We start from the raw sequence: 25,632 nt of genomic DNA, 5'->3' as shown, positions 1-25,632 counted from the left end.
TTCACGGAGGGGTCGCGTTCGCGGCTTCCACGTCCGTCTGCAACTTCTTCAGTGGCGGCACGCCCCACTTCGCGCGCTCCTCGTCCGAGACCGAGGGGTCGACAGGGACGAGTCGCCACTTCCCGTTCACCTGTTCACGCTGTGTTCCATAGCGTTGCGGCTTGCCTTGCTGGGTCAACAGCCGGTCCTCGGCGGCGGCGGTGAGCCAGCGAGCCAGGCCGTCCTTCGGGTCGAGCTCCACGGCCTTGAGCAGCAGCGTGTGCGCGCGCTGGAAGTCCGCCACGTCCTTGCCGTGGTGGAAGAGCATGGCCGCGTGGACGTAGTCCTTCGCGCTCTGGACCTTGCCCTCCTCCAGGAGCTGGCGAGCGCGGGCCAGGCGCTTCGCGTCCCGGGGGCCGACCACCGCCCAGTCTATCTTTGACTCATCCTGTCGGTCGTCCTGGTCATCCAGGTAGAGGCCATACAGCTCCGCGTTGGTACCGGGCGGCGCCGCGGCCACCAGGTTCGCCCTCACCTGGGCCATCAGCGGGGCCCAGCGCGCGTCCGCACGCAGCGAGGCGAGGTCCTGGTCGCGCCGGGCGTGCTGCCAGCTCGAGTACCCATGCTTCGCCGCGCGCTGAAGCGCGGTGATGGCCGCCTCCGCGTCTTTCGCCAGGGCGTGGCAGCAGGCCTCGTTGTAGGCGTCGGACGCGGCCATCGAGGGGTCCACACGAGCCGCCTCGGCGAAGTGCTTCGCGCACTGCGCGAACTGCTTCGCGTCATAGGCCGCGTCGCCTTGGGAGCGCAGCGACACCGCCTGGACGTTGATGCCCGCGCCCTGCTTCGACTCCACCGCGGGCAGGGAGGCGGTGATGGCGCCCACGTGGAAGATGCCGTGATAGCCGTTCTCGACGGAGGCCGCGAGTTCGACGAACGGACGCTCGCCCTTGTCTTGCCCCTTCATCGGGTACACCGAGCACACGGCTTTCTGGCCCATGCAGACCCAGGCACTGCCACCGGTGTAGCTGTTGTTCAGCGACGTCACAGGGAGCTTCGCCTGGGCGAGGTGCCAGCCCATGGGGGTGAAGTTGGCATCCCACGGTATGCCCTTCTCGAGCCTCACATGGACGTTGCCCACGAGCACGAGCGTGAAGTCCGCCGGGCCCCTCGAGATGGCGGCGAGGAGGCTCTTCGCCATGTCACCATCCCGGTCCGTGCTTTTCGCGGCGTCGAAGGCGACGACGGTGAGCTTCGCGCCGGAGCGACGCAGCTCGCGCAGCCGGTTCAACAACTGGAGCATGGCCTTGCTGCTGCGCCCATCCTGGATATCCCGCACCCAGAACGGACGCAGCAACAGGTCCGTCTGGCTTTTCTGGGGGTCCTCCGCCGCCAGGAAGGACTCGAGCGCGCTCTGCTCCTCCGAGGGAATCTCCAGCCCCACGCGAACCGCCAGCCCCTGGGCGGACGCGTGGCACGCGACGTCGCCCACGAAGCGGGGCACCTCCTCCGTGCCGTGCATCTCTCCGAAAAGGACAAGCCCACCGGGCTTGAGCAGCGCCTCGAGCCCCCGTGGCGTCTCGCCACATTCAGGCTTCACCCCGCTGGGAGCCGCGCTTCCAGATGACGTGGAAGCACAGGCGGACAGGATACAGAGCGACCAGGTGACGAGACAGGCTTCAGACACGATGCGTCTTCGCATGTGGGCTCCAGGAACGACGAGTTGGCGCACCTTATCGCGCCACCTCGAATCCCGTCAGGGCCACTCTCGACACGCGGGCCCGGCGCCAACTGCTGTCGGAGGAGGCCCTCCAGGCGGATGCGGCTGACGCAGGATGTGGAGCAGGAGGCCGACGGCCGACGGAATCTGACAGTGGAGGTCTTCGTCCATGAGCGGCGGGGCGGCGTCGCCAAAATCCAGCCCGCGGGGGGGACGCGTGCGGTGGCTGCGTGGGACGGCGGACCTCAACCGCCAGGGCAGCGGCTCGGCCACGGTGCGGGTGACGGCGCCGTGGCTGTACCGCGTGCGGAGCGTCGCGAGTGCGCGGCGTGCCCGGGATGCCTACGTCGAGGTGTCGGACGCGGAGGGCGCGCTCCACGCCACCGTCCTCGGGGTGCATGAGCAGGTGCCGCGAACGACAGGGCCCACGCTCCAGGCCCTGGAAGAGCGATTCGGCATCACCTCGGCCCGAGCTGCGCGCGCGGCCCAGCGGCGTGATGCGGCTGACGCACTGGCGGACCAGCTCGGGGCGGGCTGCGTCCACGTCATGCTGCCGCACGTAGTCCTCACCATGGAGGGGTTGGAGGTGCCGCCCCTCCAGGCCGTCAGCGACAAGCAGCTCGCCTACGCGCGCGCCGTCCGCGCGAGTGCCGTCCATGGCTTCTTCAGCGTGATGCTGGCTCGCGGCGCGAAGCTGCCACGCTCCAACGTTGCGGAGCAGATGCCGATGCTCGCCGGCTGGGTGCAGAGCCACCTGCGTGCGGAGACGGAGAGCCGCTACTGGCTGGACGGCCAGGCGCGCGCGGCCCCGGACATTGGCGTGTTGGGCGAGGCCTTCCGCGCGGCACGGGCCGCGAAGGTGGAGCTGGCCGCGGACCCGCTTCTCCACATCGAGCTGGCGTGGCCATGAGACTGACGATGATTTCGGACCTCTTCGCCGAGCGGAGGCGTGAGAAGCCCGCGCGCCTCGCTCACTGGCATTGACGCACTGCATGGAGTGGCATTGACGCGCGTAGGGCGCAGCGACCGAGTTTTGGGTAGGGACAGGGATTGCACGTGCTGCATGGCAGTCCAGCGGAGCCCCCGATGTGCTGGGGGCTCGAATACTCCGTGGTCGGTCTTACTCGGCAGGACGCGGCCAGATCTCCTTCGTCTTAGTGAAGACCAGCTCCGTTCTCTCTCGGAGTTCGACTTCCGTCCACATCTCTTTGCCTGCGATCCACTTGTTCATCTCGAAGTGGCTGTCGCTCAGTAGCTGCTTCTTTGTTGGGAATGACGAATTCGAGAGTTCGCTGTTGTAGCCGGTGAGCGTCAGGTTCCCAAGAAGGTCAACCCATCGCTCGTGAACTTCCGTCGCGTCGGAGCCAATCATCGAGCGCCACTCATCAGTCAGAGTCTGTGGCATGACATGCTCAATGGTGGCGTTCGCGAAAGCTGCCGGTTCCTTGTGGCCGTGGTGTTCCTCAATGCTCTCCAGAAGGAATTTGCAACGTCCCGTCGGTTGTGTATAGGCACGGTATCGGAGGAGCGCATCCTTGAACTCGTCATCCTTCGGCCACCTCCTGCCACTCGAGCCAGCGGCCAGCGTTTTCGACAGCCACTGCGGAATGTCCGAGGGAGGCATGTCCTTGGTGACCGACAGGAAGATGCGCTTGAGCTGGTTGGTGGGGACAGCGCAGACGGCTCGGCGCACCGCGAAAGACTCAATGAGGGCGAGGCATGAGGCTACATCGGGCGCACTGACTTCTGTCCTGGAGTGAGCCAAGAGTAACTTCAGGATGAACGGGTTCGCTGTTGCAATCTCCCAACGCTGGAGCCGCGCCAGTCCCTTTCCGATTGTCGCATCGCTCGGCGCGGTCAGCCCGACGATTTGAGCATACAGGATCGACGCCTGCTGCATGCGAAGCAACTCGCCTGCGATGGCCGCGTCGGGCACCGCGAGAAGCCGCTTCTTTAGGACCGTGTAGATTGCAGATTTCGCGACCTCCTCTCCGTTCATCATCAAATACTGGCGCATGAACTCAGTGAGGTGCTCGCCAGTCAGAAGGGCCTGCATTGGCAGCCATGCTTCCTCGTAGGCCTTCTGCTGTGCATTCGAATGAAGCCGGAGGAGGAGGTAGTTCCGAACAAGGTCGGCTTGGGTGAGCGGGGTGCCCTTGGCGTTGAGGCTCTCGAAGATGAGGTACGGGTCGTCTGTGTCGCCGAGGTGGATGGCGACAACCGTGAGGCGACTCTGAACGGCGGTTGCGAGACGCTCAGGATCAATCGGCGCTCCGTCGGAGTCGGTGCTTGCCAGCTTCTTCTGGAAGAACTCGAATGCGTTGGTGAAGCGTGTGTTGGCCTGCGGTGTCGCTGCGATGAGCGCCTGGAATGCCGCTCGGTCGGGTTGGGTCGGGAGCAATTTGAAGTGGTCGAGACCCTCGTCGTCCTCGTTGACGAGAAGCCGGGTCAGTTTCCGGTACTCCCTCGTTCCTGGTTCGAAGAGGCTGCGTATCGCGCAGATGAGGATGGTAACGGTCGTCAGGCGCTGCTGACCATCAATGACCAGATACTTGGAGACGCCCACAGGAACTGACCGCGCAGGTGCCGTCACGATGGCCCCCGTGAAGTGACTCGCGACCGACTCTTCTTCTGTGCGCTCGTACTGTTCGAGTAGGTCGGCCCAGAGCGTCTCCCACTCACTGGGGCCCCACTCGTAAGGACGCTGGAAGAGCGGCACGAGCATCTGCTTGGTGCCATTAAAGAACTCGAGTATTTGGCTCGGGCGTGCTTCCATCACAACCTCCGGAACATGAGTGGCACGTAGGATTGCCAACAGCATGCTGGTGCGTCCAGCATTGTCACGCCTCTTCATGCCTGGGGTATCCTGCGACACCCCTCTAGGAAGACGCCCGTTCCTGGAGCGCGAGGGGCGCTACTGTCGGAGCAGGCTCCTCTGTGGCCACGGAAGGCGCGCCGACCTCTGCTCCTACTTCATGACCTCCCAGCCGGCTCGCCGGTTCACGACGTCACGAAGGGCGCGCTCGTCCTCGGGCGTAGGCTTCCACTTGTACCGCTGGGCCTGGAACCGCGAGGTGGCATCCACAACTGTCTGCGGCTCCGTGGGCGCCTCATTGCCCAACCACGAGTCGCCCATCTTCGCCCAGGTACTCTCCATGGTGACCCGCATCTCGACCAGTCGCATCTCCTCGCTATGGACACCCTGCTCGTTCACGCGGGACTTCCAGAAGTCCACCTGACCGAGGCTCGAAACTTTCCGGTTCTGACCCCACGCAATGACGCTGACGAACCACACGAAGCCATCCTCACTCGGTGGCAGGGACGCCTTTCCGTACGTCCAGAGGTCCCATGTTTTGATGGGGACGGAGTGAAGTTCGCCTGGTGCCGTGCGGCGGTAAATCCAGATTCGTGGGCGGAGCTTGACGGTGTCGTTCACACGCCGGCTTTTATCAGCGCGTACTGAGCCCGTCTGCCAGCAGGAAGCGACGGAACGCTCATGCTGCGCTGCCCCAAGTACTCTCTGTGAAGGACTCCGTGGTCGCTGGGGCGAGGGGGGAGGTTCTGACCGGCACTGAGGTACCGACTCGCCGCCGGTCCATGGCCTCGAAGGAGCGTGCCCCGGGCCTCGAAGCCCAGCGGCAGGGGGCCTCTCCATTGCCCCCATATGGCCCTGACCTGAACTGGTAGTTTGAGCCTGCCCGGATTTCGTGGAAAAGCTGAATGCCCAATGGCAGATGAGTCCTCTTTACCTCATGGCCATCGGCCCGTTGAGCTGGGCAGGAATCCAGTAGGCTGGGGAGATGATGCCTCCTGTTCGCCCAGTCCTGCTTCTCGTAGTATCCGCACTCACGGCAGGAAGTGCGCACCCAACATCCGCGGCTGACATAGAGATGCCCCAGTCCACCCGGGCGTCGCGTGTTACAGGGCATGTTGGATTGGAAGACGTTGCTGCCGTACAGAGAGAATCTGCTGTCGTGTTTGCGAAGGCTTCGGAGGAGCCGGGCACCCTCTTTGTCCAGGCATGCCACTCTCTGGAGGAAGGTGCTCTGGGCGATGCAGACCTGGCTGCAGCTCGCCTTCGTGCCACGGCGCCGGGGAGGCCGGAAGTCGCCGTACTCTCTGCCCTCATTGCGCAGCGTCGCCAGAAGCCGGAGCGCAACTGGCAGGACGCTTTCCTTCGCGCTTGGAACGATGCAGGCCGCCCCAACCTCCGAGAGAGCAGTCTGCTCCCTGCGGAGGAGCCATCCGACGATGGTGAGACGAGCGTTGGCTTGGCGTGGGCTCGGGCGAAGAAGGCCGATACCCGCCTCGTAGCGGCGTTGGCGGAGGGGGCGCTCGAAGAGGAGCAGCAACGCTGGCTTGCCGCAAACCTCATGGACGTGACGGACCCTGTGTTGCTGCGGGCTGCCTTCGAGTACTTCCGGGGGGACGCGCTCCTGCCGGGAGTACGTGCAGAGGCCCTGGCCGTGCTGCGCCCCCGCCTCCAGCAACTTGCCGACGCCGCGCCGCAGGAGATGCAGACTCCCCTCCTTCTTCTTCTGGCGCAGAGCTCCCCGGATGCACCTGTGACGACGGGCGAGCTTCAGGAACTGGAGCGCATCGCCTCCCTGTCGGACTACCGGGCCACGCCCCTTGTCCGGATGCATGCCGAGGCTGAGTGGCTCCTTCAGTCGGTAGGCGTCGCCCGTCCGCAGGCCAGCGCCTTTTCGGCGGTTGTGAGCGAGCTGGCACTCACCGGGCCCCACCTTCTCTCGAAGCGTGCAGGGGTGACGGGAGACAAGCTCTCTGCTGCCGAACGTGAGCGGTTGGGGCGTGCGCTGTGGGCCATTGGGGAGCGGGTGGCGGAGGAGTCCACGCTCGTCGAGCACATGGTGGGGCTGCGTTTGATGAAGCAGGGCGCCGAGATGCTCAAGGAGCCGGAGAGGCTGACGCAGGTGACGGCCGCCATTCAGGAGGGGCAGCAGATGATAGGCGTCGCTCCGGCTCTCCAAGTCGCCCGATGGCCCATCCCATCGCTGCAACAAGCGTGGTTGGCCGCGACGCTGGAGAATGAGTGGGCGCACCTGCGGGCCTTCGTTGCGCCATTGAAACATGGGGAGTGAGCCTGGCCCGACTCCATTCCAGGTTTAGCGCGAAGGGCACCCAATGCAGCGAGAATCACCATTGCGACAGAAGCTCGAAGCGGCCGGTCTCGCCCAGCGTGCAGATGCACTCTTCGCGCTGGCGGGCCGCCGCCACTGAACATGGCCCCGGAAGGTCGGAACTTGCCGTGCCCATTCGGCCTCGGTTGCATCGTCCATCGAGTACGGCGTCAACTGCTCCGCGAGAGTCTCGTCACTCGCGGTCGTGAATAAGGGGCAGGTCACCATGAAGATAAGCGGAGGTCTCCTCAACCTGCTTTGGGAGGCTCACCAACGCCCTCAAGGGCAGGCGTCAAATGCTGCGGCCATGGGACCCCGCGTTGCCGCGATGTTTGACGCGGAGTGGGTACACCGCTACCAAATCGAGGATCTGGTACTCGACATGGACCGCCGGTTGGTTCACTGCGGTGTAGACTTCTTTGACCTCGCTCGCGCGTTGGAACATCCCGTCCGCACCACCTTCGCAGCGCCACGACGAAAGACGCAGGAGAGCTTTTCCGGAAGTGACACCATTCACGTCCACGACGTGGCAGGGCTCCTTATCTGGCTTGAGAAGTTGGGCTTCGCTGTCGAACCAGCGGAACTGGTCGCCCGTGTAAAGCAGCAGCTCCAAGGCAAGCGCTACTTGACCGAATCGGAGATTGCCGTCCACCTTTACGAGAAGGAGCGCGGTTGCAGCGAGGCAAGGCTCGACGCTGCAGACGTTGGTGCGCAGGTGAGGCGCGAGATGGTGACTACGCCCCGCGGCTACCGGATGGAAGTGTCGCTGGACTGCGAGGGAAGGTGTGTGTCCCTCCATGTGAGAGGGGGCAAGCAGCGCGCGTCACGGAAGTCCGAGCCGTTCGCGTATGAATGTCCCGAGTGTAAGCAAACGTATGCGAAGGGCGACCGCGACGACGGCATCTCGCATCGGCGGTACCACAACAAGTGGATGGCAGTGGAGCGGCCTTCGCCCGACCCGAGGTTTGCAGCGCTGAGCACGCCTGCCGGAATCGTTCAAGTAGATGCACGGTCTCCGCTCTGGCTCCGTAAAGCCATGCACGCGCGAGCTCTCCACTTTAAGCGAGAACTTCACTTCGACTTCGTCCAGTGGGACATCGAGGAAAAGGACGGACCCGACCGATGCGTTGGTTTCCTATTTGCCTCAGATGATGGGTCGACTATCGCAGGGGCGTGCACCTTTCGCTTGCGAGAATATGCGAATCGCGCTCCCACTTGGGCAATGCAATGGATGTGGCTCGCTCCACCGTACAGGCGACGCGGCATCCTGACTCGGCATTGGCCGAGCTTCATCGCTCGATTCGGTGCCTTCCGGCTCGAACGCCCGTTGTCGGACGCCATGCGAGCATTCGCCGCTAGGATGGGCATCCCCGAGAAGGAGGAAGACGGCGGAGACCCCGTGGCCCGGCGACTCGTCACGTCGCCGCCCGGGGAGAGGCCAAGTAGGTGAGAAATGAGCATTGGGGGCCGGCCCGCCTTATCGGCTACGCGCCGCCCTTACGGGCCAACTGGGAGCCCCTGTGACAGGGAAGTTGTCGCCTCGGTGGGCGCTCCTCGCTCACTTGCCGGGACGCACGTTGGATGTAGCGGCCAAGTCTTGCGAAGCATATGTGCCCAGCCAGTGGCCTCACGGGCCGCGGTAGTCTTCGATGAAGTCGGCGTGGTGCCACTCATCGACGCGCATGAACTTGAACCCCTCGGCTTCCCAGCTCCGCAGTCGTTCGACGAGCGATGAGTGGAGGAGAATGGTGTCGAGGAGCTCTCCGAGTCGGAAGATGAGCCGCCGCTCCAGCGGGATGTCGGCGAGCGCTTGCTCATCGAGCACGAGCTTGCCAATCGCCATCATCTCTCGGCGAGATGCGAACAGGCCCTTCGTGCGCGTCCTGTCTACGCAATGAATCGAGCGGTAGACATGGAGCCACCAGAGTCTCTTGACTTCCCCGTTCTCGAAGGAGACGTCAGCCGGGAGAAATTGAAGATGGCTGATGGCAAGGGGCTCAAGGAGGGATTTTGCCCTGGCGGAGAGTAAGGGTTCGCAGGAGCCTTCGTAGGCAGGAAAGGGCTCTTTCGGGAGCCCTCCCGTACTGGTTCGCAGCTTGATGGGGGCTGCCACGAACACAGGGCGCTGTTGCCACGAAATTCCCCTGAGTCGCTTCTCGGGTGGCGGCCCTTCGCGCGTCGTCCATTGGTTGAGCGAATCGCCCATGAGCATGAAGTAGTCGGTCTGCATGTGGCTCGTGTGGCTCGTGTGGCTCGTCGAATCCATGGAGCTTGCCGTGGTGACTTGCGTCAAGCAATTCGGAGGTACGGAGCTTGATGTGGTGAGTCTGACAACATGACCTGTTGGTTTAAGTTTGGCTCTGCCAGGGGAGTTTTCCGCCGAAGAAACTTGCTGCCTTGGGGCGGGCCTAGCTGTGCTGCGGCCCTCCATGTCCGACTTCCGCGAGGCCCTTGAATCGATTTCAGATGCCCAATGCTCCGAGCATCCTGGCTTCTCCGCTGCCCTGGCCTGTACTCGTTGCGGCGCCTTCACCTGTGCCTTCTGTGCCTCGTCCAGGGCGGGCCTGTGCTTCCGGTGCCTTCATGCGGCTCCGGAGCTGGCGACGCGCAGGGCCCGGCTCGCAGCAAGCCTTGTTGACGGTGCCGCGCTCCTGCTTCCGTTCCTCCTCCTGGGGGGCCTCCGGTGCCTGGCCCTTCCGGGCGAGGAGGCGGTGAAGGCTCCAACGGCCTACGTCTCGGTGGGTTTCGTGTTGCTCGTGCAGGCGAGCCTGATTCGAGGCACGGGGGCGAGTCTCGGCAAGCGGCTCCTGGGAATCCGCGTCGTCAGAAGGGACGGGCGGCCGGCGGAAGTCTGGCGCATTGCCCTGTTGAGGAACGCGCTCCCGATTACGCTCTGCGGCTACTGCGGCTGGTTCGGCCTCGTGGACGCGCTCTCCATCGTCGGGGAGGACCGGCGGTGTCTCCATGACTGGGTGGCCGGCACCCGCGTTGTGAAGGCACCTTGAGCGCAGCGTTCGTTCGATGTGCGGTTCGTGACTGGCTGAAGCGTTTGGTTCGAAGTCCCCCTCACAGCGAGGGGAGAATGAGAGGCGATGACATGGAGGGAGAGGTGACGTCCGGGCGCCCCCGCTGGTTGGCCGGGCTCGTGTGCGTGGTGGTGGCGCTGTCCATGGGGTGTTCCCGGCCGTGGAAGCGGGAAGACACCAGGACGTGGGAGGGCTGCTGCGAGGGGACTAACGCGTGCCTTGCGCTGCTGCAGGAGCTCCACGGCCCAGACACAGGGGAGAAGTGGCTGCCGCCGGAGCAGGCGTGTGCGGCCTGGAAACTGGGGCGCGAGGGAGAGGACGTCGTCCCTCGGCTGGTTCCGCTGCTTCGGCATTCGGACCGTCGCGTGCGTGGCGGTGCAGCCCAGGCGCTGGCGAAGATGGAGGGGAAGGCCACGGGCGCATTGCCTGCGCTCATCGAGGCGTATGAGCGTGAGCCCGGTGGGCTGGCCCTGCACGCGCTCTCCTCTCTCGACGACGAGCGAGCAGGGCCGGCCATTGTGCGCCACCTCCTCGAGTCGCCCACGTCAGCGTTGGAACACCTCGGCCCGGCATTGGCCCCGGTGCTGCTGGAGGTGCTGGAGAATCCAGAGTCGAGTTGGGAAGCGCTGGTGCTTGTGCGCCGCGTCCTCGCCCGGCGCGCCTCCGTGTACACGGGGGCATTCGTCCCGCGCCTGCGGACGCTCCTCGCGCGGGAGTTGGAGGAGTCCGCGCTCCGGCGCCCACCGGGGACGTCCTGCCCGTCAGTCCCAGCGTCGGCCTGCGAGGCGGTGTTTGACGGATGCACCCCGCGAGCAGCCTACGTGGCTTCGGTGTTGGCGGCCTACGGGCGCGAAGGGGCGAAAGCCGCGCCCGAGGCGATGCAGGCGCTACAGCGGAGAGACGCGCGCCTCACGCCCGTGGCGCTGCAGGCGTTGGTGGCCTTCAACAGTCCTACTGCTGTGCCTGAGGTCCTCCAGCAGCTCGCCGTGCCTGAATGCCGTGCCCGGGCCCTAGCGAGCCTCGTGTCCCTGGGGCCCGTGGCGCGGCCTGCCGCAACGGAGCCGCTGCTGGGGCTGCTGGCCAGGGGGGAGGAAGGGTGGGCGCGCGCGCGGGCCGCGGAGGCCCTTGGACGCGTCGGAGATTCAGCCGCCCTCGATGCGCTGCGCCAGGCGGTGGAAGCGCCGCACAGCGAAGTCCAGGCTGCGGCGGTTGATGCGCTGGGCAGCTACGCCTTCCGTGTGCATGTGGAGGAGCTGAAGCCGCTGCTGCAGCAGGTGGTGGCGGCGCACGCCTCTCCGGTGGCGCGGAGCCACGCGAGGTTGGCCCTGGAAGGCCTCGCCGAACAGGAGGTGCGGCATGCGGAGTCCATCGACTGCGCCCGCATTATTCCTGGACGCAGCGGGGGTTGGACGCTGAGTGAGGGGCACACCTCCCTCCATTTGCACTGGGAGAAGCCGAAGGCGCCACCACGAGGGAGTCCGTGTGCAGCCGTGCCTGGTGGGGACTCCGCATCCGTTCTCGAAGCCATGGGAGAGGCCTGCCTCGTCGGATGGGACGACGGGGAGTTTGGGGGCACGCTGGAAGTGCATGAGGCCGGGCGGGTGACGGTGCTGGAGGAGCCCCATGCCAACCCCCTGCGTGTCGTGCGGATGCACGGCGCCCTCGTGGTGGTGGAGGGCCTCGCGCACATGTATGGCGGAGCCGGACGTCTGGTGCGTATCGACGCGTCCGAGGGGCGGTGGCGTGCCACGCCTTGGGTGACTCTCCCAGGCGCGCCGATGGCATACGCCCTGGATGAAGCGGGGGACTTGGTGGTGGGGACGACGAACCAGCGACTCGACGCCATCGTGTGTGGCCGGGCTGGCACCTTCGCCCCCGCCCACGTGGTGCGCGTCACGAGGGACGGGCGTCTGGCCCCCGTCGAACCGGATGGACGGCACTGACGCCACCGCACGAGAAAGGGCGCCCCTCCTGGGGTAGGAGGGGGCCTGGCGCGGGCGGAGCGCTTCAGGCGCGCCGCGTCCGCGAGCGGAACTCGTTGGCCCAGCGCTGGGCGGTGGCTGTGGCGCGCTCGCGCTCCGAGGCGAGGGGCGGCTGCCCGGCAGGCGTTGGCGCCCCTTGGCCGGAGGTGCCGTCCGCGCCTGCTGCCCCCTTCTTGCGCACCCACATGCGAGGGGTGGCGCTGACGGGCGGCTTCGGTGCAGGAGGCGCGGCGTCGGCCTTGGGCCTGCGTCCGCGCGGGAGAATGACTTCAGGGATGCTGTGGGGCGCGGCGTCCTCCACCCACGCGGCGTGCAGGCGGCCCGTGGCCATCATGAGGCGCCGCTTCTGGTAGTGGGCGGCGCAGTAGCCCTGGCTGCGGTGGGGGCGCTTGCAGCCGATGATGGCGCAGGCCATGGCCGTGGGGGTGGGAGCTTCGGCTGCTGGTGGGACGGACTCCAGTGGGGCTGGGACGGGCCCGGTTGCCGCCGTGGGCCCCGTGTCGCGGCCTGTGCGCGCAGGTCGGGCCTGGTTGGCTCCCCGGGCCAGCCGGTTCGCCAGGCGGCTCAGAGCCGCCGCGAGCGACGCCACGGGGCCCGGAGTCTCCTTCCGAATCGCGGTGCGGAGCGCGCCCTCAATGGACGGCACCGGATGTGTCGGGCCGGGAATCCCCTGTTGCGTTTTCGGAAATGCCCGGGAAGCGCGACGACGTTGAAGTCTCTTCATGTAAAGCTTTGTCCTTCACGCGCTGTCGGCTGCGTGGTGAGCATGCCCAGCGCTTTGGCGAATCAACTGCCAAGGACGATTACCATTCCTCAGGCCGGAGTCGTAGTCGACGCGCAGGGAGCGAGGATTTACACGAAAAACTCGACAGCCCCTCACCGGCTGATGGAAAGGCCTCCTCCCACTGCGACACGCGTCACGTCCCGTACTGCCGGGGCACACCTCGTGAGAATGCGCTTCCACCCATTCCTCGCCGCCGCGGCCTTACGGACGAGATCCACCACCTCGGCCACCGACACGCGCTCGTCGGCTGGCGCCGCGCATACGGCGTACTTCTCGGCGAGGGCGTGCCTTGAGGTCGGTGCTCCTGGTCGCAGGGCGGTGCATCTCTATTGTGGGACGCCTAGTTCAGGACTCATCCAAGAGTTCTCAGGGGGCATGGGCATGCCGAGTGGAATGCGCGCGAACTTGGGAATCGTAGGGTATTCGCGCTGCACGGGCATGTTCTGCAGCTCCGCCAAGCGCAAGAAGGCAAGACCGTTCATGAAGATGAATCCTTCGGTGAGGCGTTTGTCCTGCGGCACTGGCTGCTGCTTCTCTTCCTCGAAGGACTTCTGGCGCTCGGTTGCGGCATCGCGCAACCCTTCATTCAGCTCGGCTACGTCCTTGTCCAGCAGGGCTTGGCAGGCGCGCATGTACGGGTCGAACGTCCAGCCAATGACCTGCTGCCAGCGTTGGAGCATGGAGGAAAAGTCAAATGCCTCCCTTACGCACAGGCTCAGGGTGAAGCGCTGGATAAAGCGATGGAGGAGGAAGTCATCTTCATGTTCGACATCTGGGGCATGATGATCTGGCGAGAGTCGAGCCAACTCCACTGCGAGCTCAAGCTGGCCAGCTGCGAGTGCGTCGACAAAGGGGAAGTTCCGGCTTGCGCAAATGAATTCTGGGTCGGCGCTCTGCCCCTGAGCCACGAGCTTGAGGAAATGCCGACGCGCCTGCGCCGACTTACTGAGAAATGCCGCGAAACGGTCTGAGCGTGCCTCTATCAGCAGTTCACAAATCGCGAGCCGCCGGTAGAAGTACGAACTCAAAAAGTAGGCCTTATTCGACAAGCCCTTCGGCCCTTGGACGCATAGTTCGAGCGCGTCGCGCAGGCGCACATGCGTGTTTTCGCGGACGGTCTCTAGTTTCATGAAGTGGGGTTCCGGCGAAACATAGCTCTCAATAAATCATGCACTTCTCGCCCATTGCAATGTAGCGCGTGCCAGTGACTCCGTCGCGCTCCAGTGCTGCTTTCAGGTCACTGCGAATAATGAGCACTGTGGGCTTTGATTTGATTCTAAACAGCTTAGCTTTCGGGTCGATGCGGCCCGGGTCCAGAAATAGCTTGAAAAGTCCGGAATATTGCCCGGGCTCAAGAGCCGACTCACGGGCTTCCGTCCTGCCTCGGTCGACGCAGTCCTGGGTGCCGATAACATTTGCAATATAAAATTCCCGATCTACTGCGCGCCCCTTGTGATTAAGCAACACAAACGGCAGGTACTCAATCTCGGCGTCGGCCTCTGCCTCAAGGAGTGAGCGCAACTTCTTTGAGACCATTGGAAGTAACAGCGTATTGTGCAGGAAGTCGGGGGTGCCCAATCCCTTGTGCCGCTTATCCATCTGTAACTGAGTGTCTGGAGAATAGTGCTCCCCCATTCTCTGACCCTCGGCAATTCGCCATTGCTTGCTATCCAGCGGCTCGGGACTCTCGCTGATGGTGCAGTTTTCCGGCGTCAGACGTGTTTCGAGAATGAAATATTCCATAGGGTCATTTCACGTATTGAGAGTCATGCCCCGAAAGCATCGTTGATATGAAGGAGCAGGTTAGATTGAAAAGACTCGACAGCTTTCTCCCGGATGCGTGGACGCACGTCGAGCGAGAAATTGTTGAGTTCTTCCTTCCAGGCACTGGCGGTTGCGTCCGAGAGGTCGGGATGTCCACCCGCCGCTTCTGCGCGTTTGTTCAGATTGTTCTTGATGCCCTTTAGTTGCCTCTTGACTGCCTCGTTGTAGTCGGGGTGGTTGGAAGGATGAATGGGAAGCTGATAGATGCGCCCGTACTTCTCTTGGGTGGGGAGCATCATGATGTTGACGCCTGTATTGATGTTGTACTTCGCTGCTTGAAGCACGAGGAGCTTGTCGCCGAAGAACGTCGCGAGTGACTCAATCGGGATGAGGTGATGAGCGTCGTTTTCCCAGGGCCGACTGCTGGTCCTGAAGTTGACGCCGTAGTTACTCATCCACCAGCAATCCTTGCTGATGGTGGGGTTGTTCACCGTCTTGCGGCGTCCGAGTTGCGCATCGCTGAACTGCTGATTCAGCCTCTTGCGCGGCGCTCCATTCTTGTCCCGAAAGTCCAGGTTGTACCAACCGGCCTCATTGGCGAGCTGGTACTTCACGCCGTTCTCCCGATGGTTGTGCCCCTTAAAAAGACACTTGCGCCTCCACGTGGGCGGCTGCGCCTTGTCCCAGATGCACCGGGTGACACATCCCTCTTGCTCTCCGTGTTTGTGGCTGTCGGCAGCCATGAGGGCAGAGAGGTGCTCTGCGCGCTCCTTTGACTCCGCAGACTTCTCGGCCTTGGCAGCCTCCTTCTCGGGGCCTTCTGCTTCCTTCAACTCCTTCTCGGCCTTGCCGATGCCGCCCTTACGCTCCTCGCGAGCCTTCTTGAGCTTTTCCTGGGCTTCCTTCAGCCGCCCCTCGTTCTCCTTCGCCCGGGCGCGTGCGTCGTCGGCCGCCTTCTTCGCGTCGTCCGCCTCCGCCTTGGCTTTTTCGTAGCGGGCCCGCGCTTCCTGCAGGGCCTTGTCGTCTGCCATGGCTCGCCTCCGTCGTGTTCAGCTCGCCTTTGCGTCGTGAAGTAGGAATGCGCCCCGAGCTTCGTCGTCCGCCAGCAGCAATACCAGCGCCGAGGAAGCGCCCGCATAGCCCCGGGCAAAGCCCCGCACTGCCATACATGCGGAGACGGCGCCTGTCGCTGCACCCACCTCGCCGAAGGACGCGGGGGGGGACCAGAGAGGCGCGTCCGCGGGGAGGCCCGCGTCCTTCATTTCGGAAAGGGCGAGCCCCAATTCTCGAGCGCGCCACTCGTCGCCATTGAGGTTGGCGAGCACGAGGCCCGTCTCTTCGGGCTTCCCTCCGCTGCAGCAAGAGGTGACTGCGCGAAGGAGGGCCGCTCCGAGGGGGACGTCACCCGAAAAACGGTGGAAGGCTTCTCTCTCCACGGCCACATTCCCTAGCCAGGCCAGCGCGGCAGCATTGCGTGCGCGCGCCGCATCCGCGCGCTCCAGAAGCACCCAGGCCGCGGCCTCGCCGGGGAAGAAGCCCACCGCTGACTCTGGCGTGCGGACGAGGCCCATCTCGTAGACGTCCTCCAGCGCGGCCCCTTCCACGAGGCTGTCCACTCCTCCCACCAGGCACCGGTCCACCACGCGGCCACGCAGGAGCTCCAATGCCTTGGCCAGGGCGGTGGTGAAGGAAGCAGCGCCTCCGGCGAAGTAGTCCTGCGCACCCGGGGGAATACCCAGTCCGTGCAGTTTCAACAGCTGGGGGAGCAGCCTCCTGCCCACGTGTGCACGCGCCTCCTTGCGCGCCTCTGCCGCTTCCTCCTCCAGGGCGTCTGCCAGTTCCGGTGTGACGCCTTCCTCGTGTCGCACCGACTCACTTCGCACGCGCGCGTACAAGTCACCGGCGACGCAGAGGAAGACGCCCGTGCGGCTCATGTCGGCGGGCTTGAGTCGTGCGTCCTCCAGTACGTCAGCCAGGGCGCCGTCCGCGAGCCTCAGCAGACGACCCACACCTGTGAATCCGTCAGTGTAGCCGCGGGCCGCATGGCCCTTCAGCGGCACGCTCTTCAGCCGCTTCACGTCCGCTTCCTCAATCTCCAGGGGTGCCCAGTGCGTCACCCCAGCCCGCGCCGCTGCGCACGAGGCCACGGCCGTCAGCCCCAGAGAGGACGTCATGCCCAGCCCCGTCACGGCAATGGTGCCTGGTGGGCACTCGGCTCGAAGCGAGTCGGAGGGCTTCACGAGAGTCCCTCCGTGAAGGGGCGCGACAGGGCGCGGGGGCCCAAGGCGCGTGCCGCGCGCAGGGCCGCCACCTGCTGGTGCACCCAGGCGCGCGTGGGAATGCGCACCGCGCCCCGGCTGCGCAGCGTCGCGTCCAGTGCCAGGGCGTGGCGGCGACGCAGCGGGGTCGTCTCCAGTGCGTCCAGCAGGGTATTGGCGGCCCAGGGGCTGCCCTGCAGGTATCGCTGGCCGGCACTGAAGCGGGGGTGGTTCTCTCTCCACCAGTCCGCGACCGCCTGGGAGTCGGGCAGGGGCAGCAGTTCCTCCATGCGGCGGCGCAGGTCTGCCTCGGGATTCTCATCCAGCACCGTCGCCGCGTCTTCTGTGCGCGGCGAGGTATAGCGGCCCTCCAGGCGCAGGCCCGTCATCGCAGAGAAGGCCTCGCCGGCCAATGCCGCCGCCTCGTCGCTCATCCACGGCACACAAGCTTCCATGGCCACCTTCCACCCGGAGAAGCCCAGGGCCCAGAGTGCGTCCGGGCGGATGTCGGCGTTGTCCAGCAGCGCCACCAGCTTGAGCACCTCCTTCTCGTCCGCGCCCAGGGCCCACAGCAGCCGGGGCAGGCGGGCATTGGGCGTGGAGAGAAGAGCCGCGCAGACAGCCCAGGCCGCTCGGTGGCCGCTGACGAGACCCCATTCCAGGGCACCGTCCCGGACCTCGGGCTCGGAGGCAGCCAGGAGTCGCTCCAGCACCTGCCGCGAGGGCGGAGGTGGTTTCGCCGCTTGGGCCAGCACCCGTAGCGCGGCGGCCACCAGACGCGAGTCTTCGTGCTCCAGCAGCGACAGGGCAGTCTCCGGTGGCACCGCGCCATGCGCCCCCAGCACTTCCAACACCGTGGCCTGCAAGGCCGTGGAAGGTGTCGCCAGCAGTCGCGGCAGTCCACTGGGCAGCGCCCGTAGGTCCACCAGCTTCATGGCGGAAGCCATGGCGGGCAGCACGCCCTCCGCCTCGCCCTCCAGGGCATTCAGCAGTGCCTCCTCGACGCCTGGTGCCCGCTCCACGAGAAGGGCATGTGTCGCCGCGGCAATGCGCGCGGGTGTTTCCGACTCCAGGGCCAGCACCAACAGGCGCGAGGCCACCGGGGCGCCTCCCAGCACCAGCATGTCCTCACTGGCCAGCAGGCGCTCTTCCCGCTCCCTCAGCTGCGCAAGCCGGTACTCCGGAGAGTCCAGCTGGCGCTCCCGCTGCGCCCAGTGGAACTCCGCTTCTCCCAACTGCTCCTCGTAGCCCTCCCAGTTGAGGAAGAGCTCGTCGCTCAAGGCTGGTGCCACCATGGCGTCAATTCACCTCCACCACGCCGCCGGTGATGCGCTGGGTGTCCTCCGCGTGGGACTCCACGCGCACGCCCCGCGTCACCGCCCGCCCGTTTCGCTGGAGGAGGATGCTGGCCTCACCGCACTGGAGGAGAAGCTCCTGGCGCGTCAGCTTCACCCGCACATCCCAGCACGCCAAGAGCAATTCGTGGGGCTGAAGGCTGACGCGCGCCGCCCCACAGGAGAGGGACACCGCCTTGCTGCCCTTCACGTCGAGAGTTTGAGGCTTGCCGTCCACCTGCACTTCCTCAGGAAGCTGGGCCACCGTGGCCTCCAGCACGGAGTCCAGCAGCGGCGTCTCACTTGGTGTGTACACCAGGGAAAGGACATGAGGACGGCGCGGGTCCGCGCGCTCGAAAACGAGCATCACCGCCTGCCGGCAGTCCACCGCCGCCTTCACTGCCTGCGTGTCCATGGGCATGGCCAGCGTCGCGGCCACGGGGCCGCCAGGGTTGCCCGGGAAGTCCACCAGCAGCCTGCCGGCGTCATCACGGCCCGCCACCCACCCCTGTCGGGGGGCCAGCCAGGACTCCGACGTAGTGGGCGCTTCCTCGTCACGTGCCTGAAGGGTGGGTTTCATGGACTTCAGAGTTCCTTATCGCAGACGAGGCACTTCACGGGCCCCGCATCCTTGCCCATGGCCACCACGGGCGGCTGCATCAAGGGAAAGGGCGGGGTGTTCTTGTCGTTGTGGAGCATCAGGTCGAAGGCGCGCGCCACGTTCTTGCCTTCAAATTTCACGTCGAAGGAGAAGTTGACGAACTCGGCCTTGCCCTTCGTCTTGCCCGAGGCCACGCCTCCGCCCGCCGTCCCGGCTTCGTCGCCCGTGCTGGTAGAGAAATTGGAGTCCTTCACGCAGGCGGGATTGCCCTCCACCTTCACCGAGGTGGTGCCCTGGGCTATGTCCGAGGACTTCGCGATGTTGGGGTAGGGAATGGGCACCGGCCCGGCGGGGCTGGGTGTCTTGCACACGTCAGGGAAGGCAACGGTGGTGCCGTTGGAGTCCTTCGTCACCACGGACATCTTGTTGACGCCGACGGTATTGGCCATTGTCGCCCCCTTGCAGGGTTGGTTTGGAGAGAGACTAACCTAGAGGTTGTTACCGCGGAGCCCCTCGGCCCGCACCGCGAGGGCGCGCACGTCATGAGGCCCATTGCGCAGGGGGAGGCCCGCGCGCCATAGGAGCAGCACCTGGTGGGTGTCCGTGTCGAGAATGACGGTGTCCAGCCGCATTTCGGGGTGTACGTCTTCTCCCCCCGCCACCACCGCCGTCACCTGCGGTGGCGGTATGCCCGGAAGCTGGAAGGCGAGGCGGCCCCGTGGCGAGGCATTGGCAATGACGACGGCCTCGTCTCCGCGCAGGTATCCTGGAGCCACCTGGCCTGACGGCGCCGCATTGAAGAAGCGCCTGTCGAAGTCTCGGGGCCAGCGTGGCTTGCGCGTCTTCCGCCAGGCCTCGTCATGCGTGCCGCCCAGGGCCGCGCGCGGTTGCCACTCGGGCGACGTGAAGCCGAAGCCCGTCGGAGGGACGGCCTGGCCGAACTCGCGTAACGGCTGCTCGGGGGCCTCCAGGTTGGGGAGTCGAAGTCCCTCTTGGAAGTGGCGTGGACTCGCGCGAAACCCGATGCCCACCGGGTTGCGCGGCTCGAAGGCGTGCTTCTTCGCGTCCTCGTGGCTTTTGTCCCAGCCGCCGAAGGCCCGTTCCCAGGTGAGGGGTATGCGCTCGAAGGGTTGGGGCTTCGTCATGGCCACGTGCCCCAGGCTGCGAAACCACGTGCGCTCTCCCACCACCCTGACAGCCTTCTTTAACGGGCCCACCTGGAGCGCCACCAGGGTTTCCGTTGTCCCTCGGGCGGGAGCATGCGCGTGGCCAAGCAGCACCACGTCCGTGGCGACTTTGGTAGGCGCCACCTCCGGCTCGTACCGGTAGCTGGACTCTCCTGGCGCCCCCCAGAACTCGCCCGCGGCATTCACGGAAAGCTGTTCGTCGGCGAGGTGCAGCCCCTGCTCACCCAGGGTGTAGGTGGCCTTCGCGACCAACACCAGGAAGGGGCGCGTCTCCTCATCGGTGAGCGCCAGCGCCTCGAATGCCAGCGGCGTTGGGTTGTCCACTGCGAACTGTCCCACCATGTGCCCCAGAGTCAGCGTGCTCTGGAGCCCTCATAGCATGCCGCTCCCACAGATTCTCCCGATGCCAGCATGGGCAACTGTCGCACACCGTTCGGCACACTCCGTGCTCTCGGCCTTGGGCCATGGACATGACGAAGCGGAGAGCGCTCGCCGAGCGCCTGGGACGGGCAGAGGCGGAGTTGCAGGGGGCGCACGCGAGGTTGGACGGCAGTCCCGCGGCGCGGACGCGGCTGGCCCAGGCGAAGCTGGAGTATGGGGCGGCGGAGGCCGCTGCCTTGGTGGCGCTGGGGGCCCGTGAGGCCTTGGTGCTTGTGGAGGCGCGCGGTGTCGGCGAGGGCCCTCTGCGCGCCCTGGAGGACGCCCCGACTGGACATGGCGTCACGTCCCTCGGTAGGCAGGCGCCCCATGACGGACGAGGAACTCACCGCGCTCGAAGGGCGCTACCTGCGGTTGCTGAGCGACGAACCCGCGGGACAGGGGACGCCGCTGCAACTCGCGGCTGAGGATGTGCTTCGCCTGCTGGGGGAGGTGCACCTGTTGAGGGCGGCCTTGCGCGAAGCTATTCGCCAAGGGCTGAACGGGAAGTAGCGCACGCTGTGTGCTGGGGGGACGCCTTCACCCCCGCGTCGCCAGGCCCTCACGGAGCATCTCCTCCACCAGCGCCGTGGCCTTCGCCTCGTCGGTTTCTCCCCGCACGCGCAGCGCGACGGCCTCGACGCGCTGCGCATTGGCCACCACCCAGTCGATGTACTCGGGCAGCGAGAGACGCTCCACGCCGAAGGCGATGTCCTGCATGGCGCGGACGATTTGGACGGGCGTGCCCTGAAAGACGCGTCCGTCACGCATGACGATTACCATGACTTCCTCTCTTGAATGTGTTGACGCCAACTGCCGGATTCGATGGCAGGGCAGCCTGCCAGCCGCGCCTTGGGAAACAGGTATGCCTCGACGCGCGCGCCCTCGTCGAGGGTAATGGGCGTGCGTCGGTAGAAGCGCGGGTGGCCCTCGAGCCTGTCGAGCGCCGCCAGCATAGGCGCGTCGACTTCGTACACTTCGCCCTCGACGGCGTGCTTGCCACCGGAGGCGAGGGCGGGGAAGGGCCCGTAGTCGTGGAGGGTGAAGCGGGGCCGCGTCCGCGCCGGGCCGATGAGGCGTGCGCCGCGCAGGAGTCGGTGGTTGGGCTCGCCGGACAGCAGCGTCCCGTAGACGAAGACACGCGTCGAGGTTGAAGCGCGCTTCACGCCGCACCTCCCAGGGCGTCCGCGAGCACGGCGCGGTTGAAGCCCAGGCGTCCGTAGGCGTGCCAGAGGACGCGGAAGTAGCGGACAGCGGGCGGCCAGGACTCGATGCTTGCCTCGGGCTGCAGGTACACCAGCGCGCGGCGGCGGAGGCCGGCCCTGTCCGTCACCAGTCGGGTGACGCGCTGGTATGCGAAGGGGTGCCCCTCGAAGCCGTCGAGGGCGCGCAAGTCCTCGGGGGTGAGACGGTACAACAGCCCCTCGACGTGAGCGCCGCGCACGCGCTGGAGGCTGGCGACGGCGCCGCCCCAGCGGTGGCTGAACCCGCGAAACACCAGGGTGTGGCTGGGAAGCGTGGCCCGGGCCTCGACGGTGGCGCCGGGGCAGCGCGTGCGCATTTGGGCCATGTCGAGGTTGGAGCCGTAGGCAAAGTAGAGCATGTGGATTCTCCGGTGGAGGGCGGGCGCGCGGCCCGCCGGTGTCGTTGCCAGCCAGGGCACCCTCAGGGCTCTGGCACGGTGCCTCCGTATCGGGGGCGTACTGGGTTGGCCTCGTCTCCCAGCGCGGCGGGGCCTACCTCTCGTTGCTGTCGCGCGAGGCGTCGCGCCTCGCGTTGAAGGGCTCTGCCCTCTCCCAGGCCCGCGCGCGCTGGTGCGCGAGGCGGGTGTCTCGGGTATGGGCCTTCTTCGAGCATCGGCTCCGGTACGCCTCGGCCGGGAATTTGTCGTGGCCCGGGCAGCAGCCTCTGTCCTTGCGGGTGATTCCGTGTGCTTTCATTGCAGCGTCTCTTGTGTTGGCGAGGGGCGCTCACCCTTCGCGAAAGACATACACGCTCTGCTTCGGCATTGAAGCAAGCGCTGTTTGAGGGGGCGCGAGGAGCGCGGGAGGGGCGGGCCCGGACGCCCGCCTGGGAGTCCCTGCCGTGAGCGCAGGCAGGCGCCGGGGCCCTGTGGCGCCCGCGAAGGCCCCGTCACGCGGCGGCCAAGGCTTCGGTGGGCGCGCTGCCCCCTGCGCCGCCCTGTGCGCCCTCGCTGCTGGGCGAGCCGTCCTCGCCCCCACCCGAGCCGCGCCTGTCGCGGCGCTGGCCCTTCCAGGCGGCGCTGCCCTCCAGCTTCTTGAGGAGGTGGAGGCGGGCTGTCTTGAATTCCTCGCCGATGAGGCCGAGGTGGAGGAGGAACACCCGGAAGTCATACTTCGCGGTGGCGGGGTTGAAGTCGCGGCGCTTGCTGGAGGCTGCCTTGGAGGCCAGGGCCCGGGCCGCGAGGGCCAACACCAGTTGGACGTAGGCCTTCACCTCTCCCGCATGCACCGAGCCGTTGAAGTACCTGAATTCAATGGTGCCTCTAAAAAAGAGGCTGTTGAGGTTGAGGCCGTGGTAGCGGCTCGAGTCGTAGCGGCTGGGCATGCTGTTGCGGCGCCCGTACCAAGCCTCATTCACCTCCTGCAGGGTGCGCGGGCGGCGGGCCTCCAGGCGCCGGAGGAATTCCGCGTCGATGGGGCGGCAGTACCGGGCCAGCCGCGCGGCGCTCACCCCGAGGGCCGTCTCCAGGAGGCGCTCCTGCTTGTGCACCATTTTGACGAGGTTGGTGACGCCCTTCGCGTCGAAGCGGCTTCCGTCGACGTGGATGTGGATGCCGGTGGAGGCGTCGGCGCGTGCGCCGGCCTCGCGCGCGGCGCGCACCACCTGCTGTAAGGCGCCCATGTCCTGGTAGGTGAGAATGGGGGAGACGATTTCGCCGCTGTAGTCGCTCCCGCTCAGCGAGGCGTCCGGCACCACCTTCCAGGTGCGGCCCTGGGCGTCCGTCACCTGCCAGCCCCGGGAGTCGCCAGAAACGTGCCCGCCCACCGCGCTCTGAATCGCATGGGCCAGCTTCTGGCGGCTGGCGCCAACCGTCTCAATTTCAATTCCAAACCGGAGCGTCTTCATGGAGTTTGCCTCTCGCGTTCGCGCGGGGCTGTGGCGCCCGTCGCGAAACGCATACACGCTCTGGTGTGCGAATGAAGCAAGTCATCTTCGGCAGCTGGTGATGTGGATTGGGCTGTCTGAAATTGTCGCGAGAATTCGCGGGGTTTCACGTCGGCCTTCTGTGGGTGGCGCGCAGCCCGGCGTTTCTGGGCTCGGGGCGGTAGGCGGAATTCCAGTGTGTGTGTTTGTCCTGGCGATAGGCCGGGGGATTGGCGGGATGTGTCGGCGCGGAGTCCCCAGCCGCGTCCGCTGGTTCAGCCGGAGCAGTCGTCCACCGACGCCGGGCTGCTGGCGGGCGCGCGGTGCTGCGGCGCGGGTCCCCCCCCCAGTTCCTGCTGCTCAGCGCGGCAGCACGGCGTTGAGGAGCGCCATGCCCCGCATGGCCTCGGCATGGTCCCCTTCGGCCAGCTCCAGGTAGATGCGGCCGTGGTTCGCCTCCTCGAGGCGCTCGGTTTGCACAATCCATCGCTCGCTGGTGGGCGTGCGCAGCTCCAGGTTGGCGGCGAAGGTGTAGAGCATCGCGCTCGTCTCCCGGTGGCTGGAGCCGCGCGGGAGGAAGACGTCAATCTGCGGCTGAGGCGTGCCGTATCGGTTCTTGCTGAGGCTCAGAGTCACCGTGGCGTTCTGGGGGGCGGTTGCCGTCGTCTGGCCAAGGCGAGGGGGCTTGGGGGTGGTCTTCATGGTGTGCGTTCCTTTGGGGTTGGCGCGGCGCTTTGTTGTTCGTCGCGAAACGCATACATCCCTACGTGGGGAGGTGAAGCAAGTCGCGTCTGGTGTTCTGTGTCGAATATGGCCGGCGCCCAGGGGTGGGCGTGTTTCGTGTGGTGTTTCAGTGTCACGGGATTGGGGAGGGGGCCCGTGCGGTGCTGCGGCGCGGCTCCCCCCTGTCCCTGCCGCTCAGCCCAGCAGCAGGGCGCCGAGGAGCATCATCCCGCGCATGGCCTCGGCATGGTCACCCTCGGCCAGCTCCAAGTAGATGCGGCCGTGGTTCGCCTCCGCGAGGCGCTCGGTCTGCACAATCCACCGCTCGCTGGCGGGGGTGTTCAGCTCCAGGCTGGCGGCGAAGGTGTGGAGCAGCGCGCTCATCTGCCGGTGGTCGGCGCCGGGCGGGAGGACGACGTCCAGTTGCGGCTGGGCCGTGCCGCTCCGGCTCTTGCCGAGGTCCAGGGTCAACTTGGTATTGCTGAAATCAATCACCTTGATGGGGACAATGTAGAAGGGGAGGGCCGTGGCGCTCATGGTCGGTGTTCCTGTGGGTTCGCGCGGTGCTTTGTTGCCCGTCGCGAAATGCATACACGCTCTGGTTGGCGGGTGTATCAAGTCCTCTCTGGTGTCTGGGGGCGTATGTTTTGGAGGGGGTATGCCTTTATGGAAACCTCTTTCCCTTGCGCATTCGGGTGGTGTGAGGGATGTCAGCCTTGTTTCGGGCGGGGCGAGCGCTCCCTGGCGGCCGTGGGGTTCAGCTCGTTCAGGGCGGCAGCTCGTGCCGCCGCCCGCATACCCATGTCAGCGGAGGGCGCTGTGCAGGACTTGCAGCCCTCGCTCTGCCTCTTCACGCGTCGGCCAAGGCCCGCCGACGCCGAGCAGCACCAGATAGATGCGGCCTCTATTGCCGTCGTCGAGGACCTCCGATTCGACGAGCCAGTGCTCCTGAATCGTGGTGCGCAACTCCACCTGTGCGGCGAGAAGGTGGAGCGCCGCGTTGCGCTGGCGTGAGGAGGTGCCCTGGGGGGAATGCGACCTCGACTTCCGGCTGTAGCTCGCAGCCGCTGCTGTGAAGGGCCAGCTTCACCTCCACACGGGCCCCCGCGAGCGCCTTGCGAAGTGCCACCGACACGAGGGCGTCGGTGGCTTGTTCCTTTGTCGCCATGCTGGGCCTTACTCCTCAGTCTTCGGGGCGAAGTGCGCGGCAGCCTCGGTGGCGCCCATGGCCGTGAGTTCCCGGTGCACCGCGCGCATGAAGAAGCGGGTCCGGCTCGGCAGGCCCGCGTCGCGCCAGGCCTTGTCCAGGGCGTCCAGGGCCTCTGCGTCGAAGGAAAGAGGGATGACGCGCTTGCCGTCCTCGCGCACCTTCACCTCGCGCTCGGGACGCGGGCCTACGTTGATTCGTCCAGCCTCCGCCTCCCGAATCTTCCACTGGAGGTAGGAGGCGTTGCTGCTGCCCGTCGGACGCCCGACGACTTCGCGGTACTTCTCCTGCAACTGCTGCAGCGACATGCCGGCGAAGCGCCCGCGCTGGCGAGCGGGCTGCGTGCCCTCGGCCGAGGTGGTGGCCGGTGCAGCAGGGGTCGGAGGAGGGGCGCTGGGGGCGGT

The 25,632-nt window shown here is 66.1% G+C and carries 27 protein-coding genes; 5 read left to right on the top strand and 22 right to left on the bottom strand.

Annotated elements, in window-relative coordinates:
* Window position 1: 1 nt before the first annotated feature.
* On the bottom strand, window positions 2-1,678 hold the full coding sequence (locus FL344_RS28255) for a hypothetical protein (protein ID WP_141620718.1): 1,677 nt from the start codon (window positions 1,676-1,678) through the stop codon (window positions 2-4).
* A gap of 235 nt (window positions 1,679-1,913) precedes the next feature.
* Between FL344_RS28255 and FL344_RS39415 the strand changes: the two genes are divergently transcribed.
* Window positions 1,914-2,606 carry a hypothetical protein gene (locus tag FL344_RS39415; protein ID WP_228565442.1) on the top strand — a complete coding sequence of 231 codons (693 nt, stop codon included), beginning with the start codon at window positions 1,914-1,916 and terminating at the stop codon, window positions 2,604-2,606.
* A gap of 210 nt (window positions 2,607-2,816) precedes the next feature.
* Here FL344_RS39415 and FL344_RS28240 read toward each other — a convergent pair whose 3' ends face one another.
* Window positions 2,817-4,550, bottom strand: coding sequence for a DUF262 domain-containing protein (locus FL344_RS28240; protein ID WP_141620717.1), 1,734 nt, complete (start codon window positions 4,548-4,550; stop codon window positions 2,817-2,819).
* Window positions 4,551-4,664: 114 nt separating this feature from the next.
* On the bottom strand, window positions 4,665-5,132 hold the full coding sequence (locus tag FL344_RS28235) for a hypothetical protein (RefSeq protein ID WP_141620716.1): 468 nt from the start codon (window positions 5,130-5,132) through the stop codon (window positions 4,665-4,667).
* A 499-nt stretch (window positions 5,133-5,631) separates the two neighbouring features.
* Here FL344_RS28235 and FL344_RS28230 point away from each other — a divergent pair, with 499 nt between their 5' ends.
* A complete protein-coding gene (locus FL344_RS28230; RefSeq protein ID WP_228565441.1) occupies window positions 5,632-6,798 on the top strand; it encodes a hypothetical protein in 1,167 nt (388 codons plus the stop codon).
* A gap of 331 nt (window positions 6,799-7,129) precedes the next feature.
* On the opposite strand, the gene FL344_RS39410 is transcribed toward FL344_RS28230, so the two are convergent.
* Together FL344_RS39410 and FL344_RS28220 are read right to left on the bottom strand one after the other, a co-directional pair.
* Window positions 7,130-7,489 (bottom strand): hypothetical protein, encoded by a 360-nt coding sequence (locus FL344_RS39410; protein ID WP_228565440.1) that lies wholly within the window; start codon window positions 7,487-7,489, stop codon window positions 7,130-7,132.
* A gap of 975 nt (window positions 7,490-8,464) precedes the next feature.
* Window positions 8,465-9,067: a DUF1629 domain-containing protein gene (locus FL344_RS28220; protein WP_228565439.1), complete on the bottom strand. Its 603-nt coding sequence runs from the start codon at window positions 9,065-9,067 to the stop codon at window positions 8,465-8,467.
* A gap of 199 nt (window positions 9,068-9,266) precedes the next feature.
* On the opposite strand from FL344_RS28220, the gene FL344_RS28215 reads away from it, so the two are divergent.
* Both FL344_RS28215 and FL344_RS28210 read left to right on the top strand, forming a co-directional pair.
* Window positions 9,267-9,842, top strand: coding sequence for an RDD family protein (locus FL344_RS28215; RefSeq protein ID WP_228565438.1), 576 nt, complete (start codon window positions 9,267-9,269; stop codon window positions 9,840-9,842).
* Between the two features lie 92 nt (window positions 9,843-9,934).
* Complete coding sequence (locus tag FL344_RS28210) at window positions 9,935-11,806, top strand: HEAT repeat domain-containing protein (protein ID WP_141620725.1); 1,872 nt, start codon at window positions 9,935-9,937, stop codon at window positions 11,804-11,806.
* Window positions 11,807-11,870: 64 nt separating this feature from the next.
* Here FL344_RS28210 and FL344_RS28205 read toward each other — a convergent pair whose 3' ends face one another.
* The 9 genes from FL344_RS28205 to FL344_RS28165 all read right to left on the bottom strand — a co-directional run bounded on the left by FL344_RS28205 (window position 11,871) and on the right by FL344_RS28165 (window position 20,115).
* Window positions 11,871-12,260 (bottom strand): cell wall protein, encoded by a 390-nt coding sequence (locus FL344_RS28205; protein ID WP_141620712.1) that lies wholly within the window; start codon window positions 12,258-12,260, stop codon window positions 11,871-11,873.
* 695 nt (window positions 12,261-12,955) lie between these two features.
* Entirely contained in the window at window positions 12,956-13,759 is an 804-nt protein-coding gene (locus FL344_RS28200) for an immunity 49 family protein (RefSeq protein ID WP_141620711.1), read from the bottom strand.
* Window positions 13,760-13,787: 28 nt separating this feature from the next.
* The gene (locus FL344_RS28195) at window positions 13,788-14,372 is read right to left on the bottom strand and encodes a DUF1629 domain-containing protein (protein WP_141620710.1); all 585 of its coding nucleotides are present in this window, start codon (window positions 14,370-14,372) and stop codon (window positions 13,788-13,790) included.
* A gap of 23 nt (window positions 14,373-14,395) precedes the next feature.
* Window positions 14,396-15,424 (bottom strand): AHH domain-containing protein, encoded by a 1,029-nt coding sequence (locus FL344_RS28190; protein ID WP_141620709.1) that lies wholly within the window; start codon window positions 15,422-15,424, stop codon window positions 14,396-14,398.
* Window positions 15,425-15,442: 18 nt separating this feature from the next.
* A complete protein-coding gene (locus tag FL344_RS28185) occupies window positions 15,443-16,633 on the bottom strand; it encodes a beta-ketoacyl synthase N-terminal-like domain-containing protein (RefSeq protein ID WP_141620708.1) in 1,191 nt (396 codons plus the stop codon).
* Complete coding sequence (locus FL344_RS28180; RefSeq protein WP_141620707.1) at window positions 16,630-17,946, bottom strand: TIGR02270 family protein; 1,317 nt, start codon at window positions 17,944-17,946, stop codon at window positions 16,630-16,632. The genes FL344_RS28185 and FL344_RS28180 overlap by 4 nt, the downstream gene beginning before the upstream one ends.
* A gap of 4 nt (window positions 17,947-17,950) precedes the next feature.
* Window positions 17,951-18,565 (bottom strand): DUF6484 domain-containing protein, encoded by a 615-nt coding sequence (locus FL344_RS28175; RefSeq protein ID WP_141620706.1) that lies wholly within the window; start codon window positions 18,563-18,565, stop codon window positions 17,951-17,953.
* Between the two features lie 5 nt (window positions 18,566-18,570).
* Window positions 18,571-19,035, bottom strand: coding sequence for a DUF4150 domain-containing protein (locus FL344_RS28170; RefSeq protein WP_141620705.1), 465 nt, complete (start codon window positions 19,033-19,035; stop codon window positions 18,571-18,573).
* A 39-nt stretch (window positions 19,036-19,074) separates the two neighbouring features.
* Window positions 19,075-20,115 carry a DUF2169 domain-containing protein gene (locus tag FL344_RS28165; RefSeq protein ID WP_141620704.1) on the bottom strand — a complete coding sequence of 347 codons (1,041 nt, stop codon included), beginning with the start codon at window positions 20,113-20,115 and terminating at the stop codon, window positions 19,075-19,077.
* Between the two features lie 405 nt (window positions 20,116-20,520).
* On the opposite strand from FL344_RS28165, the gene FL344_RS28160 reads away from it, so the two are divergent.
* Complete coding sequence (locus FL344_RS28160) at window positions 20,521-20,703, top strand: hypothetical protein (RefSeq protein WP_153881188.1); 183 nt, start codon at window positions 20,521-20,523, stop codon at window positions 20,701-20,703.
* 27 nt (window positions 20,704-20,730) lie between these two features.
* Here the strand turns inward: FL344_RS28160 and FL344_RS28155 are convergent, their stop codons facing one another.
* From FL344_RS28155 to FL344_RS38685, 8 genes are all read right to left on the bottom strand, one after another.
* Window positions 20,731-20,961, bottom strand: a complete 231-nt coding sequence (locus tag FL344_RS28155; RefSeq protein WP_141620724.1) for a hypothetical protein — start codon at window positions 20,959-20,961, stop codon at window positions 20,731-20,733.
* A gap of 5 nt (window positions 20,962-20,966) precedes the next feature.
* Window positions 20,967-21,356 carry a gamma-glutamylcyclotransferase gene (locus FL344_RS28150; RefSeq protein WP_141620702.1) on the bottom strand — a complete coding sequence of 130 codons (390 nt, stop codon included), beginning with the start codon at window positions 21,354-21,356 and terminating at the stop codon, window positions 20,967-20,969.
* Entirely contained in the window at window positions 21,353-21,793 is a 441-nt protein-coding gene (locus FL344_RS28145) for a gamma-glutamylcyclotransferase family protein (protein ID WP_141620701.1), read from the bottom strand. The genes FL344_RS28150 and FL344_RS28145 overlap by 4 nt, the downstream gene beginning before the upstream one ends.
* Window positions 21,794-22,323: 530 nt before the next feature.
* Complete coding sequence (locus tag FL344_RS28140; protein WP_141620699.1) at window positions 22,324-23,280, bottom strand: amidoligase family protein; 957 nt, start codon at window positions 23,278-23,280, stop codon at window positions 22,324-22,326.
* 378 nt (window positions 23,281-23,658) lie between these two features.
* Entirely contained in the window at window positions 23,659-24,000 is a 342-nt protein-coding gene (locus tag FL344_RS28135; protein ID WP_141620698.1) for a hypothetical protein, read from the bottom strand.
* Between the two features lie 216 nt (window positions 24,001-24,216).
* Window positions 24,217-24,558 (bottom strand): hypothetical protein, encoded by a 342-nt coding sequence (locus FL344_RS28130; protein WP_020479126.1) that lies wholly within the window; start codon window positions 24,556-24,558, stop codon window positions 24,217-24,219.
* Window positions 24,559-24,825: 267 nt separating this feature from the next.
* A complete protein-coding gene (locus tag FL344_RS39405) occupies window positions 24,826-24,993 on the bottom strand; it encodes a hypothetical protein (RefSeq protein WP_228565437.1) in 168 nt (55 codons plus the stop codon).
* A gap of 204 nt (window positions 24,994-25,197) precedes the next feature.
* Window positions 25,198-25,632: DUF2924 domain-containing protein (locus FL344_RS38685; protein WP_141620697.1), on the bottom strand; the 435-nt coding region annotated here is incomplete at its 5' end.

The sequence above is a fragment of the Myxococcus sp. AB036A genome, assembly GCF_006547355.1.
GTDB classification, from domain to species: Bacteria; Myxococcota; Myxococcia; order Myxococcales; family Myxococcaceae; genus Myxococcus; species Myxococcus virescens.
This window is presented reverse-complemented; position numbering and strand designations above follow the sequence as displayed.

What these genes read in the sequence shown, in the direction of transcription:
- FL344_RS28190 (WP_141620709.1), bottom strand. Translation starts at nt 15,424, where the DNA reads ATGGCAGACGACAAGGCCCTGCAGGAAGCGCGGGCCCGCTACGAAAAA.
- FL344_RS28240 (WP_141620717.1), bottom strand. Translation starts at nt 4,550, where the DNA reads ATGAAGAGGCGTGACAATGCTGGACGCACCAGCATGCTGTTGGCAATC.
- FL344_RS28215 (WP_228565438.1), top strand. Translation starts at nt 9,267, where the DNA reads ATGTCCGACTTCCGCGAGGCCCTTGAATCGATTTCAGATGCCCAATGC.
- FL344_RS28140 (WP_141620699.1), bottom strand. Translation starts at nt 23,280, where the DNA reads ATGAAGACGCTCCGGTTTGGAATTGAAATTGAGACGGTTGGCGCCAGC.
- FL344_RS28220 (WP_228565439.1), bottom strand. Translation starts at nt 9,067, where the DNA reads ATGCAGACCGACTACTTCATGCTCATGGGCGATTCGCTCAACCAATGG.
- FL344_RS28155 (WP_141620724.1), bottom strand. Translation starts at nt 20,961, where the DNA reads ATGCGTGACGGACGCGTCTTTCAGGGCACGCCCGTCCAAATCGTCCGC.
- FL344_RS28180 (WP_141620707.1), bottom strand. Translation starts at nt 17,946, where the DNA reads ATGGTGGCACCAGCCTTGAGCGACGAGCTCTTCCTCAACTGGGAGGGC.
- FL344_RS28135 (WP_141620698.1), bottom strand. Translation starts at nt 24,000, where the DNA reads ATGAAGACCACCCCCAAGCCCCCTCGCCTTGGCCAGACGACGGCAACC.
- FL344_RS28195 (WP_141620710.1), bottom strand. Translation starts at nt 14,372, where the DNA reads ATGGAATATTTCATTCTCGAAACACGTCTGACGCCGGAAAACTGCACC.
- FL344_RS28200 (WP_141620711.1), bottom strand. Translation starts at nt 13,759, where the DNA reads ATGAAACTAGAGACCGTCCGCGAAAACACGCATGTGCGCCTGCGCGAC.
- FL344_RS28145 (WP_141620701.1), bottom strand. Translation starts at nt 21,793, where the DNA reads ATGCTCTACTTTGCCTACGGCTCCAACCTCGACATGGCCCAAATGCGC.
- FL344_RS28165 (WP_141620704.1), bottom strand. Translation starts at nt 20,115, where the DNA reads ATGGTGGGACAGTTCGCAGTGGACAACCCAACGCCGCTGGCATTCGAG.
- FL344_RS28175 (WP_141620706.1), bottom strand. Translation starts at nt 18,565, where the DNA reads ATGAAACCCACCCTTCAGGCACGTGACGAGGAAGCGCCCACTACGTCG.
- FL344_RS28255 (WP_141620718.1), bottom strand. Translation starts at nt 1,678, where the DNA reads ATGCGAAGACGCATCGTGTCTGAAGCCTGTCTCGTCACCTGGTCGCTC.
- FL344_RS28205 (WP_141620712.1), bottom strand. Translation starts at nt 12,260, where the DNA reads ATGGCCTGCGCCATCATCGGCTGCAAGCGCCCCCACCGCAGCCAGGGC.
- FL344_RS28170 (WP_141620705.1), bottom strand. Translation starts at nt 19,035, where the DNA reads ATGGCCAATACCGTCGGCGTCAACAAGATGTCCGTGGTGACGAAGGAC.
- FL344_RS28130 (WP_020479126.1), bottom strand. Translation starts at nt 24,558, where the DNA reads ATGAGCGCCACGGCCCTCCCCTTCTACATTGTCCCCATCAAGGTGATT.
- FL344_RS28210 (WP_141620725.1), top strand. Translation starts at nt 9,935, where the DNA reads ATGGAGGGAGAGGTGACGTCCGGGCGCCCCCGCTGGTTGGCCGGGCTC.
- FL344_RS28160 (WP_153881188.1), top strand. Translation starts at nt 20,521, where the DNA reads ATGACGGACGAGGAACTCACCGCGCTCGAAGGGCGCTACCTGCGGTTG.